The organism is Pseudomonas bijieensis (genome assembly GCF_013347965.1).
In the GTDB taxonomy this organism is placed as follows: Bacteria; Pseudomonadota; Gammaproteobacteria; order Pseudomonadales; family Pseudomonadaceae; genus Aquipseudomonas; species Aquipseudomonas bijieensis.
The window spans coordinates 2,000,057-2,015,286 of the sequence record NZ_CP048810.1 but is presented as its reverse complement, the minus strand read 5'-3'; the positions used below and the strand labels follow the sequence as shown (position 1 = coordinate 2,015,286).

Genomic DNA, 15,230 nt, shown 5'->3' with positions numbered 1-15,230 from the left:
GCAGTAATGCCTGCTGCTGCGCAGCAGAGACTGTTATTTACAGGCGCGTCGACCTTGCTAGCGCTGCGGAGCAAAGCGGCCTGGGATGGGGTGTGGTTCTGTACTTGCTTCATGCCGCTTTCCTCCGGTGTTCGATAGCGAGTTGGTCCATCAGGCGCTGGTGGTAGGTGAGCCGGGCTTCGGTGGGTGACCACGGCCGAATGCGTTCGGGCGCGGGTTCGATACCGAAAAGGCAATCCCAGGTGGCCGGGTCGGGCGGCATCAGGTCGCGGCGTTCGGTGGCCAGGGCAACAAGGTCTGCATGGTGGACGGATGCTGGTAGTGTGAGATCGAGGTTGAAGCGGGTGCAGATGCGCTCCCAGATCCAGTGCTCGACGTCTTGGAAGGCGTGCATCCATTCCTTCAGCGGTCGGACCATGTCGCCGACAAAGGCTTCGGTGCTGTCGTGTAGAAGTGCCGCCAACTTGTCCTCTTCAGGCACCAGATCTGCGACTATGCAGCAGTGCTGGGCCACACTGTAGAACTCTCGGGTGTGGCCATTGAAGCGGCACAAGTTTGACAGCGAGTGGGAGATATCGCGTGGGTCGATTAGGTCGGCATCCGGCTCATACAGGTCAAAGCGTTTGCCGGTTGCGGTAAGAATCTGAGTCATGCGGCCTCCTTGATCAGGTCGACGAGCAGCAGGGCGTTCTGGGTATCCTTGTGCAGCTTGCGCAGGGCGTCGTAGCCGATAAGCAGCGACAGTTGTCGGTCAAACTCTTTGCGGAATCGAGTCACTTCGCGCAGTTCAGCGGTGGCTTTGGCGTGTTGCTGGTGCAGCACGCCGGCATCTTGAGGTGAGAGGCGTAGCATCGGGCAATGACGGCTCATGCTGCGTCCTCCACTTCGACCTGATCCAGCAGAGCGGCCATGCCCAGCGCTTTTTCGCGCAGGTCGAGCGCCTGCTGTGCCTGCGCCTTCGAACTCATGGCGCGGAAGGTGTCAGAGGCCAGCCTCAGTTTTTCGGCGATCTGCATAAGCGTTTGGCGCTCTTGAGGGCCGAAGGCTTGGCTTTCTCTCAGCCGCTTCGCATGGGCTGCGAGGTGCTGGTGATCGGCGCGGATGAATTGGAGGGATGCCTCCAGCTCACGAATGGTTTTCGCGTTGGCGGCGCGTTCGTCATTTGTGCCCTCTTCAATGCCTTCGACGCGGCCGTCAATGAGCCCGCCTCGGTAGCCGGTCCAGTAGATGAGGGCGGCGCTGACTATCAGGCCGATCAATGCGCAGATTTGAATTGCAGTCATGTGGTGTGCTCCTGGTGGTTTGTGTGGCTGGTGGTGGCAGCCGTTACGGTTGGGCTTCTTCGGTTGCGTCGGCCTGGGCCTTCGCGTGGACTTCGTCGGCCTTGTAAGCCTGGATGTCGATCAGTGCCGCGACGTGGCGGATGTGCGCGTACTTCGGTGCCTTGCGGCTGCTGTCCAGAGTGGTCACGGGCAGTTGAATGCGGCCGCTGGTGATTTCAGCTGCAAATGACTGCTCGTTGAGGTTGCGGAAGTACTGCACGCGCAGCTTTTCGAGGGGGATAAGCACGTCGCCGAAGGTGCGATACAGCAGCTCGACGGTGGCCGTCTCCGGTGCTGGCATCAGGCGCAGCGGGTTTTGAGGCTGGCTAGTCATGAGGCTTTGGGCTCTCCATGCGTTTATTTCGGGCTGGGTGATTCCAGGCATTCAGGCAATGGCGTTTGGTCAGCTCGCGCAGATGCTCCGGCACCTCAAGGAGCGCGGCGTTGCGCTCCTCTCGGGTGCGTAGGGCGATGATCTGGTGGGCGTATTCCCTAGGCCACGTCACGGTTGTCTGCCGGGATGGCAGGAAGGTCGAGGCCCAGTTGCTCTGCTAGCCACGGGATGCCGGCCTGCCGAACGCGTGTCGATTGGCTGTACTGCATGCCCAGCGTGTCGTGGTACCAGTTGCTGTCCTTCACCCGCAGGTACTCACGGTCACGAACGGGAAACGCCGGCAGGTTGCGGTCAGTAAGCAGGCCCTTCTCACGCATGAGCTTGATCAGGGCTGGTCTGGTCAGGCCGAAGTGCTTGGCGGTCTTTTCGAGGTTGCGCTCCATGGCATAACTCCTAAGCTGCGTGCGCGGCGGGTGTCGCCAGCGCAGCCAGGTGGTTGATGGATTCGCAAACCTGCTCGTACATCTCTGCGTCGGTGCCGTACACGGTGAAGCATTTGGTACGCGGGCTTTTGACGCCGATGCTCATGACTACGGTGATGCCTGAGCGTGTACGTGTCCTGTGCACGGCGAGCCGAATCGGCAGTTCAAAGCCCAGGTCCAGGTCGATAAATCCACCTGTGGAAACCAGTCTGTAAACCTGTTCCCGCTGCTGGCTACTGAAAGCGCCGTACTCGCGTTCAGCATGTCGTTTCATCTGGGGTTCGGTCAGGTCAGAAGGGCCATTGACGACCTCCTCAATGAAGTCGGCGAGCTTCAGGTGAGTCTTTTTGGTGTTGGGCACGATCAGCGTGTGGCGCTCTGAGCCCAGCTCAACGGTGAAGATGCTGTCGGGCTTGTTGCGTTCAACTTTCAGCCGAAACGCCAGCACATCGCGTCGATACAGTCGCCGAAGGGTGTGATTGAAAGTCCCGCTCAGGTTCACCTGGGCGCTGAGCAATGTCAGTGTGCGGTTGTCGATAAGGAATTTGCTCATGCTGCCCGGCCTCCGTCGTTTGGATCGAAGGAAGTCGGTGCGGTACGGGCATGTTGCTTAGGTTTAGACGGGATGAAGGTGCAGCCGTAGATGCGGGCCAGGCGCCTTACTTCGAAGATGCGGGATAGGTCGGCAACGGCCGGATGGACGTGCAGGGATGCTGTGGTGTGCATGGTTTTGCCTCGCTCTGTGGTGGAAGAGTGAGACAAATATCAACTGCTGGTTGATTTTAGTCAACCGTCGTTGATTTTTTTCTGTGAGATGTCAATTCGCTATGTATGATTGGCCGTGTGCAATCAGGACGCGCGTAGGTCTCGAGCCTGACTCAACACAAGGTAACTATTTCGCTTAGCTGGGGGGGGCAGGGATGAGCTGGAAAACCATATTGATTAACGGGATCGTAACCGGGGGCGTTACTCTAGGTACTGGAGCTGCTTTATTTTGGATTCAAAACAAAGAACCAAAACTTACTTATAATTATGTTAAGAGCATCTCTTTTGAAGATAATAATGATAGGGTATTTATACAGCAGTTTGAGGTGCTCAATTCTGGGGATAAAGCAGCGGAAGACGTTTATCTTTCGGTGACGTTCCCTCATTCAGTTATAGAGAAATCTATAGTAGATGTAGATGGTTCTATTAAAAATAATCAGAAAGTTGATGAGAGCTCTATCGTTGTCACTGCTGAAAATCTAAATCCAACTGAGAGGTTTAGCGTTTCTGCGTTGGTGAAAGGTAAGACAGGTCAGTCTGAAGAGCCCCTTGTTTCGCTCCGAGCTAAAGGGATAAAGGGAGAGAAGGTAGGTAAAAATAATACAGAAAATGTCCCCACTATGCTTATTGCTTTGGTTGCTGCTTATGCAGGTGTGTTCGCCTTTCTAATGAGCAATAAAAAATCCAGATTTGTAATGTTTGAAATTGTTAGTAGGTTAACAGGGCGGTCAAATAAAAATTACGGTAATCAACAGGAAAATCTAGCATCTTTATTGGCATTTCACGGTTTCGCTGATCGGGCCAAAGAATACTCTAATCATTTCGGACGCCCTAAATATTGGGTTGAGTCAGATATCCTTACGGCAGAAACAATTGGTGCTGATGTGGAAGTAAAGAGAAGAATGATTAGCGTGCTTGAGGGGGTGCTGGGTACCGTCAATATGGTGCCGCTGTCTGAATCAATTATTCTTTATAATATTGCAAGGTTGTACAAAACATTCAATCAAGATTTGGCAGATGAATACCTGGCTCGTAGTAAAAATATCTCCCCGGATTTTATTGCGGCACGATTAGAGAAAGACTCAGTTTTTCAAGCTGATGCGAAAAAGGCTTTAGTTGGAATTGCACTTACTCCGGAATGAAGGAGCCTACAATTTTGCCACAAATATGTGTTTCTTCGCTGATCTCAATTATTGGGTACTGAGGATTGATTGGCCTTAAAAATTGACGCCCTGCATCCTCAACCAAGACTTTGAAGGTGGCTTCGTTAGTGCGAGACAATCTTGCTATGACCCGATCGCCAGTTTTTGCTTCTGCCTCTGGATCAACAAAAATAATACACCCAGCGGGATATGAGCGCCCTGGACCTGGATTGGTCATAGAGTCACCTTTTACCTTCAGTGCGTAGCCATTTGCGCTAATAGGGACAGGGCAAGAAATCCATGAGTCGGCATCATAATTCTCAAGGTTCGATATCGCTTCGCACCAAGACCCTGCGCGTACCCAAGATATCAAAGGAACTTTTCCGAATCGTAACGACACCTCGCTAACGTTGCTTTCGTCGTCGAGAGTCAGACGATAGATATTATTTTCTCCGACAGCGCCTTTTGGTGGTACGCCGTACTCAAGCCACTCACGGCGCACTCCGAGCCATGAGCACAGAGCCGCCATGCTGTCAGCTTCGGCCAACGCCTCACCATTTAGCCATTTGCTGATGGCTTGAGTTGTCTTGCTCACCCCCATCGATTTTAGATGCTTGTGAACGTCCACCCCTCGTCCCCGGGTGCGGACGCCAGCTTCATCTAAAGCTTGATGTAAGCGTGAACTGAATGCCACGCGTTGTTCATTCTTATCAACCATGGGTTGAGCTTGACAGAAAGCTTGCGCAATAGTCAGTTGATGTTTAATATCAACTGCGGGTTGATATTCTGAGGTTCCCATGTTGAATCCTGACGATTTTCCAAGCGCTATCGCATTCGCTTTTGAGGCCGTTGGCGGGATAGGGTCCGCTGCGAAGATCTGCAAACGGAGCTATCAGGCTCTGAATAAATGGCGGCTAGCGGCGAGCCTTCCGCGTACGGAGTACACCGGGGAGACACAGTACGCAGCTCTTCTTGCATCGGAAGCGCAGAAAAGGGGCATTTTATTAGATGCCTCATGGTTGCTTGAAGCGTCCGCCCCGCACAAAACGGTTACTCGATAGATAGAAAAAAGGCGACCTAACGGTCGCCCAGTTCCTCCCGACACGCACCACCACAGCGCTGCCGGGTCGCGATAAAGGAAGGCGGGCACACCACATGCAAACCACCTCTCTTTATCGCGCTTTCCCAGGGCTCGGAAGCCTTGGTGTTGCTGCCTTTTCCACCACAGATTGGGCAGCTGTTGCGCCAGGGGTGAACAACGGATTGTTCGCCCCGGCACGGTGCCGGTGTTGATCCCTAAGATCTAGCCGGCGTTTGGGCCCTTTCAAGCCACGCGGCAAATGTATCACCACTGCATGTCGCGCGGCACTGGCAACTTATAAGGATTAATGCCATGAGCCGAATCGCTCTGAGTTGCGTCGAACGAGCACAGCGGGAAGTCCTGCCGCTCGATCTGGCGCTTTACCATGCCGCACGGGACTACCCAGGCGGCGCCGCTGCAATCGCCGCCACCACCGGCCGAAACCCCACCACGCTGCAGCACAAGCTGTCCCCCACGCACCCTAGTCACTCGGTGAACATTCAAGAGTTTGGCGAGATCCTCGAGCTGACCAAAGACAGGCGCATTTTAGATGCGGTGCATGCCTTGGTCGGCGATACGATCTGGCATGAGCTGTCTGAGGTGTACACCACTGACATGCCGGAAACCCTGACCGTCGGCCTCGCTGAGTACTTTCGGCAGGTGGCAGATCTGGCCGACACCTGGGCCAAGAGCATTGGTGATGGGGTGGTCAGCGATCATGAGTTGGCCGCGATCCGCCTGCAGGTGTTTCGAGGTATCCAGGGGCTGCTGGGATTGTTCAACCGCGCCACGTACGTCAACCACACAACGCGGGGTGACGGCCGTGGCTGACATTGCTGATTTCGCCAATGATCTGGTGCAGGAGCGCATCGATCAGGCGCTTGCTGCTCGCAGTGCGTTCAAGCCGGCATTGCCTGGGCATTCGTTGTTGTTCTGTGAAAGCTGCGACGATCCGATCCCCGAGGCACGGCGACTGGCCCAGCAGGGCTGTACGCAGTGTGTGAACTGTCAGTCCATCGACGAGATGCGGGAGGCTCGTCATGCTCGATGACGTGCTGAATCAATTTGCGGACTTTGGTCTGGATCCCGCGCAGCCGCTGATTTACGGCAAGCTGACTCGATGCAAGACCGCCCTGGATAAGGGCAAAGAGAAAAACGGCTGGTACGTTCTACACGAGCACCACACCGAGAAGGGCGAAACCCTGATCTTCGGTGCGTTCGGCGATTGGCGTACAGGGGAAACGCACAAGATCAAGGTAAAGCCCGGCCGGATGACTCCTGAAGAGCGTGAAGTCATGCGCGCTCGTCAGGAGGAAGCCAAGCGCAAGGCTGCTGAGAAGGCTGCCAACGCTGCCCGTCGAGCGGCTAACCGTGCTGCTGGGTTGTTCAAGCGGATGCCCGAGAAAGGTCGTAGCGCCTATCTGGATCGAAAGCAGATCGTAGGCCTGGGCGTTCGTTATGCTCCGCGCTCCGGCGCGGTTTTGGTGCCCATGCAAAACGCTCGGGACCAGATCGTTGGGTTACAAGTGATATTCCCCGAGAAGCAAGAGGACACCGGCCGCGACAAGTCTTACTGGCCCTACGGTATGGCGAAGGAGGGGGCTTTTCTTTTGATCGGTCCGCACCCGGAGCCGGGCGAGCCGATTCTTGAATGCGAGGGGTATGCCACCGGCATAAGCCTGCATATGGCGACCTCGCTCACGGTCGCGGTGGCCTTTGATGCGGGGAATTTGCTGGCTGTTGCCAAGATCATGCGTGAGCGTTTCCCGGGGCGCCCGATCATCCTCTGTCGTGACGATGACTGGAAAACCAAACGCCCGAATGGCGAGCCCTGGAACCCTGGTGAAGAGAAGGCCAACAACGCGGCTACGGTTGTGGGTGGCCAGGTAGTCGGCCCGATCTTTTCGGGTGAGCGGGAGGACAAGTGGACCGACTTCAACGACCTGCACTGTGCGGAAGGTTTGGAGGCGGTGCGTCGTCAGGTGCTGGCGGTGGTCAAGCCTCCTGCAGCGGGTGGCTGGAAAGACTGGTTGGCCCGGACCGAAAACGGCATGTTGATTGCGCACATGCAAAACGTCGAGCTGATCCTGAGCAACGATCAGCGCTGGTCCGGTGTGATTGGCTTCAGTGCCTTCAGCTCCAAGATCGTCAAGCTGCGTGCTGCCCCGTATGGCGGCGGCGTCGGCGATTGGGCTGACATTGACGACATGCTGGTGATGAAGTGGCTTGCTCAGCAGTACAACTTGCGGGTCAAGGCCAGCAGCGTGATCGAAGCAGTTAGCGTGGTTGCTCATGACAACGCATTTCATCCGGTACGCAATTACCTCAATGGCCTGGAGTGGGACCGAGTGCCACGGCTCGATACCTGGTTGACGGACATCATGGGGGTTGCCCCTTCGGACTACAGCTCAAAGGTCGGTAAGCGCTGGATGGTGTCGGCGGTCGGCCGGGTGATGCAGCCGGGCTGCAAGGCTGACTCGGTGATGATCCTTGAGGGCGCGCAGGGCGCTGGTAAATCCACCGCCATGTCGGTGTTGGGTGGTGACTGGTTTATGGATACTCCCTTTGCCCTCGGCGACAAGGATGGGTTCCAGGCCATTCGAGGCAAGTGGATCGTTGAGCTGGGGGAGCTGGACAGCTTCAACAAGGCCGAGTCCACCAAGGCGAAGCAGTTCTTTTCCGCCTCGACTGACACCTACCGCGAGAGCTATGGCCGCAGAACGATGGACGTGCCACGCCAGTGTGTTTTCGTGGGTACGACGAACCAGGACGAATACCTGAAGGACGCCACCGGCAACCGGCGTTATTGGCCGGTGGCTTGTACCAAGGTGGAGCTGGATAAGTTGCGTGAGATCCGCGACCAGCTGTGGGCCGAGGCGATGTTTTGCTATCAGTCCGGCGATATCTGGTGGGTCAATCGGGAGGAGGCTCCGTTGTTCGCCGAGGCCCAGGAAGAGCGCTTTGTGGTGGATGAGTGGGAAGGCCCGATCCTGGCTTGGCTCGAAGAGTCTCAAATTGGCGAGACCGCGACCGGTACCGACATTCTGCAGGGTGCTTTGAAGCTGGACTTCGGTCACTGGGGTAAACCGGAACAGATGCGGGTCGGGGCGATCATGCACCGGTTGGGTTGGCGCAAAGTCCGGCAACCGGCTCTGCGTAAGAGCGGTATCAGACCTTGGGCTTACAAGAAGCCAGAAAACTGGGGCGGGGCATCGAACCTGGAGCAGCAGCCGGTTGAGGAGCCTTGTTTCGATGATTAAGGAGATCGATGCGCGGCTGCGCAAATGGGCTGAAGAGCTGCACAGCGACCTCAGTGCCGGCGGGCTGGCCGGTGGGAACATGGTTGCCATGATGATGGAGAGCAATGGGCAGTTGATTCGTGGCCGGCGGGCGTTCCGGGCGCCGTTGGAGGGTTCGCTGGATATTGAGCTGATCGTGACCAAACACCTCGATCCTCTGCATGTGCAAATCGTGCGAGAGCACTACTGCAACCAGGACTCCGACATGCGCTTGAAGTATGCCCACTGCGGCTGCGGGCGGGACACCTACTACCAGCGTCTGCATGACGCGCATCTGTGCATCTATTGGTTGTTGATGGGGATTGCTGCTTGATCCTTTCTGCGTCCGTGGCTGTCCAACCGGCTCGCCTTGTCCCACTGCCGTTTGATGCAGTTGGACAAGCGCGGGCCGCGTTGTTGTTGGCGTGTCCTACTGTCCAACCTTCCCGCACGTCCCGCCCATGTGTGAGCGCAGCGGGAGTGCATACGCGCCCATGGCGCGCACGCGTGCTCTTAGCTTTTTCTCTTTACGGGAGAGAAGGGTAAATAAAGTAGGACAGTGGGGCAGGCCCCGATTCTAGGCGCCTGTAGCTGTCCTACTTCGACTAAGGATAGTGGGACAGGAAGGACAGCGCCTCAGGCGCTGGAAGCCGAAATAAAGATATTCGCCGACATTGCCTAGGCGTTCACCAGACATTCACCGGGTGGCATTAAAACAGGCTTGCTGCCACCGGAATCGACCTGTAAAAAGTACTCATCTTCGATAGGTGCGACCGCATAAAGCGGCAGGCACCACACACCAAACCCGGCCCTTGCGCCGGGTTTTTGCGTTTAAGGGGCGGGGCAATGACGAACGAGCAGCAAGCACTGGCAGAGATGCCGATCTGGTTAGTAATTCTCCTGGCCTTGGTTGGCGGCGTATCAGGGGAGATGTGGCGGGCCGACAAGGATGGGGCGCGAGGCTGGGTGTTGTTGAGGCGCCTGGCACTGCGGTCCGGTGGCTGCGTTGTTTGCGGGGTGTCGGCGATGATGTTGATGATCGCCGCCGGTATGTCGCTCTGGACAGCAGGCGCCTTGGGAAGCCTGACGGCGATGGCCGGTGCTGATGTTGCGATTGGCCTGTACGAACGCTGGGTAGCGAAACGATTGGGTGTCACCGAGGCATCAAGCAACGCGGGGCAGGGGTAGGGGAAGGGGATTTTCTGGGTCCTCCCCTTGGCCCGCCCCCTACACGGGTTACCGAACTCGCGGATTCCCTGCAGCTGAGTTTTTTGCAGGGATGTCCGTCTTTTCAAGGGGTTAGCTATGGGAATGAGAGTCAGCAAAGCCGACTTGAGCGAGATTGTCGGGCGCGATGAACGCACGCTGACCCGGTGGCAGAACGACGGCATGCCGGTAATCGAGTTCGGCCTGGGGCGGGGCAACGAAAACCAGTACGACACCGAAGCGGTGATCCAGTGGCTGATGCAACAGGCCGCGCTCAACGGCAAAAAAGAATCCTCTCGTGACCGGCTCGACCGGGTCAGGGCCAATCGTGAAGAGCTGGCGCTGGCCAAGGATTTGGGCGAGGTCGTTATCGCTTCCGACCTGGTCGGACGCTTTGAGGCAATGATCACCGCCGCCAAAGTCGAGCTGCTCAATTCCTTTCCGGATGAGCTGGCCGAACAACTGTCGGCGCGCTACGGCGTTGAAGTTGACGAGCGCCTGATCGCCGATCCCATCGAAACCATCCTGAGGAGGCTGTCAGACTATGACAAGGATGATGCCCAGTCAGATGGAGATTCTGACGAACCGGACGATCCGGAGGGCCTTGAAGAAAACGGCGATTAACGCGCTGCGCGGCGCCTGCCGCAAGTGGGCACCGCCACCGCGTATGAGCATCATCGAGTGGGCCGAAAAATACCGCTGGCTGGCGCCAGAAGAGGCAGCCCGCCCCGGCAAGTACCGCTTTAACGTCACGCCCCACCTTATCTGGCCCGGCGGCCCGTTGGAGGCGCTGGACGATCCAGCGGTCACCGAGATCGTAGGCCGCAAGTCGGCGCAAGTTGCCTGGACCTCGGGCGTTCTTGGCAACGCCCTGGGCAAGTGGATCGACATTGATCCGTCGCCGATCCTGGTGCTGTTTCCCAAGGCCGAAGCCGCTAAGCAGTACGTGGGTGAGAAGCTCGAACCGATGATTGAGGCGACGCCACGGCTTCGCAAGAAGGTCGATCTACGCAGCCGCAAGCTGCAGCAGCGTCAGGACTTTAAGCGCTTCCCCGGCGGCTTCCTCAAGATGGTGGGCTCGAACAGCCCGGCCAGTGTGAAATCTACACCGGTACCGCGTGTAGCCATCGAGGAGCCCGACGACTGTAACCTCAACCTGCGCGGGCAGGGCGACAGCATCAAGCTGGCCAAGGAACGTCTGAAAACCTTTCGCCGTTCCAAGATCATTATCGGCGGCACCCCAACGATCAAAGGTCTGTCGGCCATTGATGCGGAGCTGGAACTGTCGGACAAGCGCATCGGCTTGGTGACGTGCCATGAATGCGGCCAGGAACATGCGCTGAGCTTCGACAACCTTCACTGCGATGAGGACCCGGAGTATCACCACGAGGTCTACGGCAAAAAGCGGCCGGAGAGGGCGTTCTACTCATGTCCACATTGCGGCGCGATTTGGGACGACAATCAAAAGAACGCCAACCTCAAGCATGGACGCTGGCAGGCAACGGCTGAGTTTCGCGGCATTGCCGGTTACATCCTCAACGAGCTGTACGCCACCTTTTGGGGCTCGCGTTTCCAGGCGTTGATGGAGAAAAAGCTCCAGGCCGAACATGCTGCGGCTCAAGGCAACATCGGTCCGATGATTGCCTTTGTGAACAGCTCCAAGGGCGAAAGCTACGAGTATCAGAGCGACGCCCCGAAAACTGATGAGCTGGAGAAACGGGCCGAGCCTTACGCCGAGCTGACAGCGCCAAGGGGCGTGTTGTTGGTCACCGTGGGTGTGGACGTGCAAGGTGATCGTCTGGCGTTGGTCATCACCGGATGGGGGCGCGGCGAAGAGTCCTGGCGACTCTATTGGGGTGAGTTACACGGCAACCCAATCGATCCTCATGACAGCGTCTGGCAGGAGTTGGATCGGGTTATCGCTCAGCCAATCCCCACCGAGGGAGGCGCGCACCTCGCTGTGTCGGCAGTCAGCATCGACAGCTCGGACGGTAATACCAGCGATGCCGTTTACAGCTATGTCCGTGATCGGCAGCGCTTCAACATCATGGCGATCAAGGGCGCGTCGATTGACAGCCGCGATAAGGAAATCTTCACCAAGCCTCCGCAGTCTGTGGACACCTCGCAGGACAACACCAAAGCGGCGAAATATGGCCTGCGGGTGCACATCGTCGGCACGCACAAGGCCAAGACGCTGATCGATGGCCGTCTTCGCTTGAAGGGTGTCGGGCCGGGGCGCATGCACTGGTACAGCGAGATCCGTTCGGATTACTACGAACAGCTCACCAACGAAGTGCTAGCGCCGCATGCGCGTAACCCCAGCAAGATGGTCTGGCAGAAAAAAGCCGGGCGCCGCAACGAAGCCCTGGACTGTGAGGTGTATGCCTTGCACGCCGCACGCAGCCTGAAAACGCATCTGCTACGTGACCACGAGTGGGACCAGTTGGAACAGCAACTGATGCAGCCGACGCTGTTCAACACCGAACAACCGGTCGCACCGGTACCGCGCCGAGTAGTCGCTCGTGGGCGGGGCACCCGCAGTCGAGCGGGCTACTAAGGAAATTAACCATGACTGACGCACAACAGCGCCTAGCTGAAGTTAGGGCGGCAATTTCTGACGTCCTGAAAAAAGGTCAGCGCCTGCGCCGGGCTGATCGTGAGGTACAGCTGGCAGAGCTCAACAGCTTGCGCCTGCTGGAGAAACAGTATGCCCAGGAAGTCGCCAACGAACAGGCGGCGCTACGTGGGCGAGGCCGCAATCGCGTCTCGTACCTGGGGATCTGATCATGTGGCCATTCAGTAAGCGTGAAGGCCCGACGGATCTGCTGATGCGCGAGGCCATCAGGGTAGCCAGGGCTTCGGTGGACGGCCAGCAGATTGTGGCTCAGGGCGGTGGCGGCGGTGTCGAAACTCGCTGGCGGGGCGCTTCGCGCATGCTGCGCAGCATGGCCAGCTGGATTCCAGGCCTCGGTAGCCCGCGACGAGACTTCAATCAGAGCGAGCGGCGAATGCTGGTGGCCAGGTCCAGGGACGCCATGCGTAACCACCTGATAGCCCGCGCAGCCATCACCCGGTTGCGCACCAACGTCGTGGGCACCGGGCTGGTCTGCCGCGCCCAGGTTGACCATGAGGCCCTGGGCCTTACCGAAGAGCAGGCAGACAAACTGAACGGCCGGTTGGACCGGCTCTGGTCGTTGTATGCCGATGATCCGAGGGAGTGTGATGCCGAAGCGACCCTCAATCATTACCAGTTGCAAGCCCTGGTCTTGGTGTCGTCGCTGGTCGCTGGCGATGTGTTGGTTGCCAGCCCGGATCAGGAACGCCCGGGCTGTGTCTTCAGCACGCGACTGCAGTTGATCGAGTCGGATCGGGTCGGCAATCCGAACGGCGGTATGGACCGGGTCGACCTGGTTGACGGCGTTGAGTTCGATTCGCTGGGCGCGCCCGTGGCCTATCACGTCTGCACCGGCTACCCCGGCGAGCATCTGGCCGGCAAGCCACTGAGCTGGGAGCGACTTACCGCGTTCGGTGCGGAGACGGGCCGACGGCGGGTGTTGCACGTCCTGGCGGACAAGGAACGTCCAGGTCAGAAGCGCGGGGCTCCCTATCTGGCGCCTGTGCTGGAGCCACTGCAAAAGCTGGAGCGCTACAGCAGCGCGGAGCTTATGGCCGCTGTGATCTCCGCAATGTTCACGGTGTTCATCAAAAAAAGCTCTGATTTCCCAACCGGCAACCTGCCGATGACTGCGCTGGCGGACGAGCGTCCTGAAGGCGATGACACCACCGATGGCGAGCTGGCCCTAGGCGAGGGGGCCGTGATTGACCTCGGCGTCGGGGAAGAGCCAGTCGTGGCAAACCCTGGCCGACCCAACGCCCAGTTCGATCCCTTCTTCACCGCCGTGGTGAAAGAGATCGGCGCCGCCCTGGAGCTGCCACTAGAAGAGCTTTTGCTCCATTACAGTAGCAGCTACAGCGCTGCCCGCGCTGCCATGCTTCAGGCCTGGCGTTTCTACAGTCTGCGTCGTTGGTGGCTCGCCTGTGATTTCTGCCAGCCGAGCCGTGAGCTGATCATCGACGAAGCCGTGGCTAGGGGGCTGATCGACCTGCCGGGCTACGGCGACCCAGCCAAGCGCAAGGCCTACTGTCAGGCCATTTGGATCGGGCCGGCCCGTGGGGCGATTGATGAGCTGAAGGAAGCCAACGCGGCCGGTAAGCGCATCGAAATCGGCGTGAGCAACGAAACCCTCGAAACAGCGGCCATGACCGGCGAGCCCTGGCAGCAGGTGTTCCGTCAGCGTGTGCGGGAAGTGGAGCAACGCCGCGCTAAAAACCTGCAGGCCCTGCCCAAGGGCGGTCTGGAAAACCCGCCTGACCCCAAATCCGAAGAGGACTGAATATGCCTCGAGCACTTGAGCTGGCTGCGTCGCAGCCTTGGCTAATGCTGCCTGACGCCCTGGAAAACTTGCTGACCATCGCCGACCGTATGGGCGATCCGATGGCCCTGGCGACCCGACGCGGCGAGCGGCTGGAAGATACCCGCAAAGTCACAATGCGAAACGGCGTGGCAGTGATACCCGTAATTGGGCCGATCTTTCGCTACGCAAACATGTTCACCGAAATCAGTGGCGCTACCAGCACTCAAGTCCTGGGCACGGACATCCAGCGAGCGCTGGACGATCCCAAAGTCCGTTCGATTGTGCTCAACATCGACAGCCCTGGCGGTGTGGCCTCCGGCATCAACGAACTGGCCGAGATGATATTCGCGGGTCGAGAGCGTAAGCGGATCGTGGCGTACATCGGTGGCATCGGGGCGAGCGCTGCGTACTGGATCGCATCAGCAGCACACGAGATCGTCATCGACGAAGCCAGTCTGGCCGGGAGCATCGGCGTTGTCGTTGAGGCTGTCGTTGAAAGTGACGCTGCCAACGGCCGCAAACGCTATCAGATCGTTAGCAGCAACGCCCCGAACAAGCGGCCCGATCTCGCAACCGAAGAGGGGCGCGCCAAGATCGGCGAAACCGTGAATGCCCTCGGTGAAGTCTTCGTCGGCAAAGTGGCGCGAAACCTGGGCACCGACGCCGCCAAGGTCCCCGCCATGGGTGACTTCGGCGGATTACGTGTCGGAGCCGCCGCTGTTGAGTCGGGTCTGGCCCATCGGTTGGGCTCGCTTGAATCCCTTATCACCGAACTGGCCAAACCGGCCATCACTGTCCCAAGGAAAACCACCATGACCACCGTACACACCACGGCGGAGCTGCGTACTGCGCTGGCCGCCGGCACTGATCCAAACACCATTGAAATCGCCCAGGCACAACAGCCTGACCTCGGTGCCATTCGAGCCGAAGGCGCCGCCGCAGAACGTGATCGCATCAAGGGCATTAACGCGCTGGCCAGCAAAGGCTTCGAGAAGGAAATAGAAGCGGCTATCGATGCAGGCACCACGGTCGAGGCTACTGCCCTGCAACTGTTCAAGGCTGCCCAGGATCGCGGGATCTCCCTGTCGGCCATCAAGAGCGATGCCCAGGGTGTGACGGCTACAACCCCAACCGGTGATGGCAAGCAAGGCGAACGCCAAGCCGCCGTCAGCGCAATCGTTGCTGGCGCTTCGCGCCGCTGACAG

General features: G+C 58.3%; 18 protein-coding genes. 11 read left to right on the top strand and 7 right to left on the bottom strand.

All coding sequences use genetic code 11. The features are described 5' to 3' along the window. Positions 1-109: 109 nt before the first annotated feature. The 6 genes from GN234_RS08665 to GN234_RS08640 all read right to left on the bottom strand — a co-directional run bounded on the left by GN234_RS08665 (position 110) and on the right by GN234_RS08640 (position 2,691). Positions 110-652, bottom strand: a complete 543-nt coding sequence (locus GN234_RS08665; protein ID WP_134923535.1) for a phosphohydrolase — start codon at positions 650-652, stop codon at positions 110-112. Beyond that, on the bottom strand, positions 649-870 hold the full coding sequence (locus GN234_RS08660; protein ID WP_176688298.1) for a hypothetical protein: 222 nt from the start codon (positions 868-870) through the stop codon (positions 649-651). Before GN234_RS08660 ends, GN234_RS08665 begins: the two co-directional genes overlap by 4 nt. Further along, positions 867-1,283, bottom strand: coding sequence for a hypothetical protein (locus tag GN234_RS08655; protein ID WP_176688297.1), 417 nt, complete (start codon positions 1,281-1,283; stop codon positions 867-869). The genes GN234_RS08660 and GN234_RS08655 overlap by 4 nt, the downstream gene beginning before the upstream one ends. A 43-nt stretch (positions 1,284-1,326) precedes the next feature. Next, the gene (locus GN234_RS08650; RefSeq protein WP_123351314.1) at positions 1,327-1,656 is read right to left on the bottom strand and encodes a pyocin activator PrtN family protein; all 330 of its coding nucleotides are present in this window, start codon (positions 1,654-1,656) and stop codon (positions 1,327-1,329) included. Positions 1,657-1,814: 158 nt separating this feature from the next. Further along, on the bottom strand, positions 1,815-2,099 hold the full coding sequence (locus GN234_RS08645) for a phage antirepressor KilAC domain-containing protein (protein ID WP_072348346.1): 285 nt from the start codon (positions 2,097-2,099) through the stop codon (positions 1,815-1,817). 10 nt (positions 2,100-2,109) lie between these two features. Continuing rightward, on the bottom strand, positions 2,110-2,691 hold the full coding sequence (locus tag GN234_RS08640; protein WP_176688296.1) for a hypothetical protein: 582 nt from the start codon (positions 2,689-2,691) through the stop codon (positions 2,110-2,112). 367 nt (positions 2,692-3,058) lie between these two features. Here GN234_RS08640 and GN234_RS08635 point away from each other — a divergent pair, with 367 nt between their 5' ends. Beyond that, positions 3,059-4,045 (top strand): hypothetical protein, encoded by a 987-nt coding sequence (locus GN234_RS08635; protein ID WP_176688295.1) that lies wholly within the window; start codon positions 3,059-3,061, stop codon positions 4,043-4,045. On the opposite strand, the gene GN234_RS08630 is transcribed toward GN234_RS08635, so the two are convergent. Next, positions 4,032-4,763: a LexA family protein gene (locus GN234_RS08630; RefSeq protein WP_176689571.1), complete on the bottom strand. Its 732-nt coding sequence runs from the start codon at positions 4,761-4,763 to the stop codon at positions 4,032-4,034. The genes GN234_RS08635 and GN234_RS08630 overlap by 14 nt on opposite strands. Before the next feature lie 675 nt (positions 4,764-5,438). Here GN234_RS08630 and GN234_RS08625 point away from each other — a divergent pair. The 10 genes from GN234_RS08625 (at position 5,439) to GN234_RS08580 (ending at position 15,227) form a co-directional block, all read left to right on the top strand. Next, a complete protein-coding gene (locus GN234_RS08625; RefSeq protein ID WP_072348342.1) occupies positions 5,439-5,957 on the top strand; it encodes a phage regulatory CII family protein in 519 nt (172 codons plus the stop codon). Next, complete coding sequence (locus GN234_RS08620) at positions 5,950-6,177, top strand: TraR/DksA family transcriptional regulator (RefSeq protein ID WP_014339657.1); 228 nt, start codon at positions 5,950-5,952, stop codon at positions 6,175-6,177. Before GN234_RS08625 ends, GN234_RS08620 begins: the two co-directional genes overlap by 8 nt. Further along, positions 6,167-8,386, top strand: a complete 2,220-nt coding sequence (locus tag GN234_RS08615; RefSeq protein WP_176688294.1) for a VapE domain-containing protein — start codon at positions 6,167-6,169, stop codon at positions 8,384-8,386. The genes GN234_RS08620 and GN234_RS08615 overlap by 11 nt, the downstream gene beginning before the upstream one ends. Continuing rightward, positions 8,379-8,738, top strand: coding sequence for a PA0613 family protein (locus tag GN234_RS08610; RefSeq protein WP_134923546.1), 360 nt, complete (start codon positions 8,379-8,381; stop codon positions 8,736-8,738). Before GN234_RS08615 ends, GN234_RS08610 begins: the two co-directional genes overlap by 8 nt. Before the next feature lie 512 nt (positions 8,739-9,250). Next, positions 9,251-9,592 (top strand): phage holin family protein, encoded by a 342-nt coding sequence (locus GN234_RS08605; RefSeq protein ID WP_149632524.1) that lies wholly within the window; start codon positions 9,251-9,253, stop codon positions 9,590-9,592. Between the two features lie 117 nt (positions 9,593-9,709). Beyond that, positions 9,710-10,234, top strand: coding sequence for a terminase small subunit (locus tag GN234_RS08600; RefSeq protein ID WP_176688293.1), 525 nt, complete (start codon positions 9,710-9,712; stop codon positions 10,232-10,234). After that, the gene (locus GN234_RS08595) at positions 10,215-12,167 is read left to right on the top strand and encodes a phage terminase large subunit family protein (RefSeq protein ID WP_325073141.1); all 1,953 of its coding nucleotides are present in this window, start codon (positions 10,215-10,217) and stop codon (positions 12,165-12,167) included. Before GN234_RS08600 ends, GN234_RS08595 begins: the two co-directional genes overlap by 20 nt. A gap of 11 nt (positions 12,168-12,178) precedes the next feature. Beyond that, positions 12,179-12,394 (top strand): hypothetical protein, encoded by a 216-nt coding sequence (locus GN234_RS08590; protein WP_135846607.1) that lies wholly within the window; start codon positions 12,179-12,181, stop codon positions 12,392-12,394. Positions 12,395-12,396: 2 nt separating this feature from the next. Next, on the top strand, positions 12,397-14,004 hold the full coding sequence (locus GN234_RS08585; RefSeq protein ID WP_176688292.1) for a phage portal protein: 1,608 nt from the start codon (positions 12,397-12,399) through the stop codon (positions 14,002-14,004). Positions 14,005-14,006: 2 nt separating this feature from the next. Beyond that, the gene (locus GN234_RS08580; protein ID WP_176688291.1) at positions 14,007-15,227 is read left to right on the top strand and encodes a S49 family peptidase; all 1,221 of its coding nucleotides are present in this window, start codon (positions 14,007-14,009) and stop codon (positions 15,225-15,227) included. Positions 15,228-15,230: the final 3 nt, after the last annotated feature.

What these genes read in the sequence shown, in the direction of transcription:
- GN234_RS08665 (WP_134923535.1), bottom strand. Translation starts at nt 652, where the DNA reads ATGACTCAGATTCTTACCGCAACCGGCAAACGCTTTGACCTGTATGAG.
- GN234_RS08660 (WP_176688298.1), bottom strand. Translation starts at nt 870, where the DNA reads ATGAGCCGTCATTGCCCGATGCTACGCCTCTCACCTCAAGATGCCGGC.
- GN234_RS08655 (WP_176688297.1), bottom strand. Translation starts at nt 1,283, where the DNA reads ATGACTGCAATTCAAATCTGCGCATTGATCGGCCTGATAGTCAGCGCC.
- GN234_RS08650 (WP_123351314.1), bottom strand. Translation starts at nt 1,656, where the DNA reads ATGACTAGCCAGCCTCAAAACCCGCTGCGCCTGATGCCAGCACCGGAG.
- GN234_RS08645 (WP_072348346.1), bottom strand. Translation starts at nt 2,099, where the DNA reads ATGGAGCGCAACCTCGAAAAGACCGCCAAGCACTTCGGCCTGACCAGA.
- GN234_RS08640 (WP_176688296.1), bottom strand. Translation starts at nt 2,691, where the DNA reads ATGAGCAAATTCCTTATCGACAACCGCACACTGACATTGCTCAGCGCC.
- GN234_RS08635 (WP_176688295.1), top strand. Translation starts at nt 3,059, where the DNA reads ATGAGCTGGAAAACCATATTGATTAACGGGATCGTAACCGGGGGCGTT.
- GN234_RS08630 (WP_176689571.1), bottom strand. Translation starts at nt 4,763, where the DNA reads ATGGTTGATAAGAATGAACAACGCGTGGCATTCAGTTCACGCTTACAT.
- GN234_RS08625 (WP_072348342.1), top strand. Translation starts at nt 5,439, where the DNA reads ATGAGCCGAATCGCTCTGAGTTGCGTCGAACGAGCACAGCGGGAAGTC.
- GN234_RS08615 (WP_176688294.1), top strand. Translation starts at nt 6,167, where the DNA reads ATGCTCGATGACGTGCTGAATCAATTTGCGGACTTTGGTCTGGATCCC.
- GN234_RS08610 (WP_134923546.1), top strand. Translation starts at nt 8,379, where the DNA reads ATGATTAAGGAGATCGATGCGCGGCTGCGCAAATGGGCTGAAGAGCTG.
- GN234_RS08605 (WP_149632524.1), top strand. Translation starts at nt 9,251, where the DNA reads ATGACGAACGAGCAGCAAGCACTGGCAGAGATGCCGATCTGGTTAGTA.
- GN234_RS08600 (WP_176688293.1), top strand. Translation starts at nt 9,710, where the DNA reads ATGGGAATGAGAGTCAGCAAAGCCGACTTGAGCGAGATTGTCGGGCGC.
- GN234_RS08590 (WP_135846607.1), top strand. Translation starts at nt 12,179, where the DNA reads ATGACTGACGCACAACAGCGCCTAGCTGAAGTTAGGGCGGCAATTTCT.
- GN234_RS08585 (WP_176688292.1), top strand. Translation starts at nt 12,397, where the DNA reads ATGTGGCCATTCAGTAAGCGTGAAGGCCCGACGGATCTGCTGATGCGC.
- GN234_RS08580 (WP_176688291.1), top strand. Translation starts at nt 14,007, where the DNA reads ATGCCTCGAGCACTTGAGCTGGCTGCGTCGCAGCCTTGGCTAATGCTG.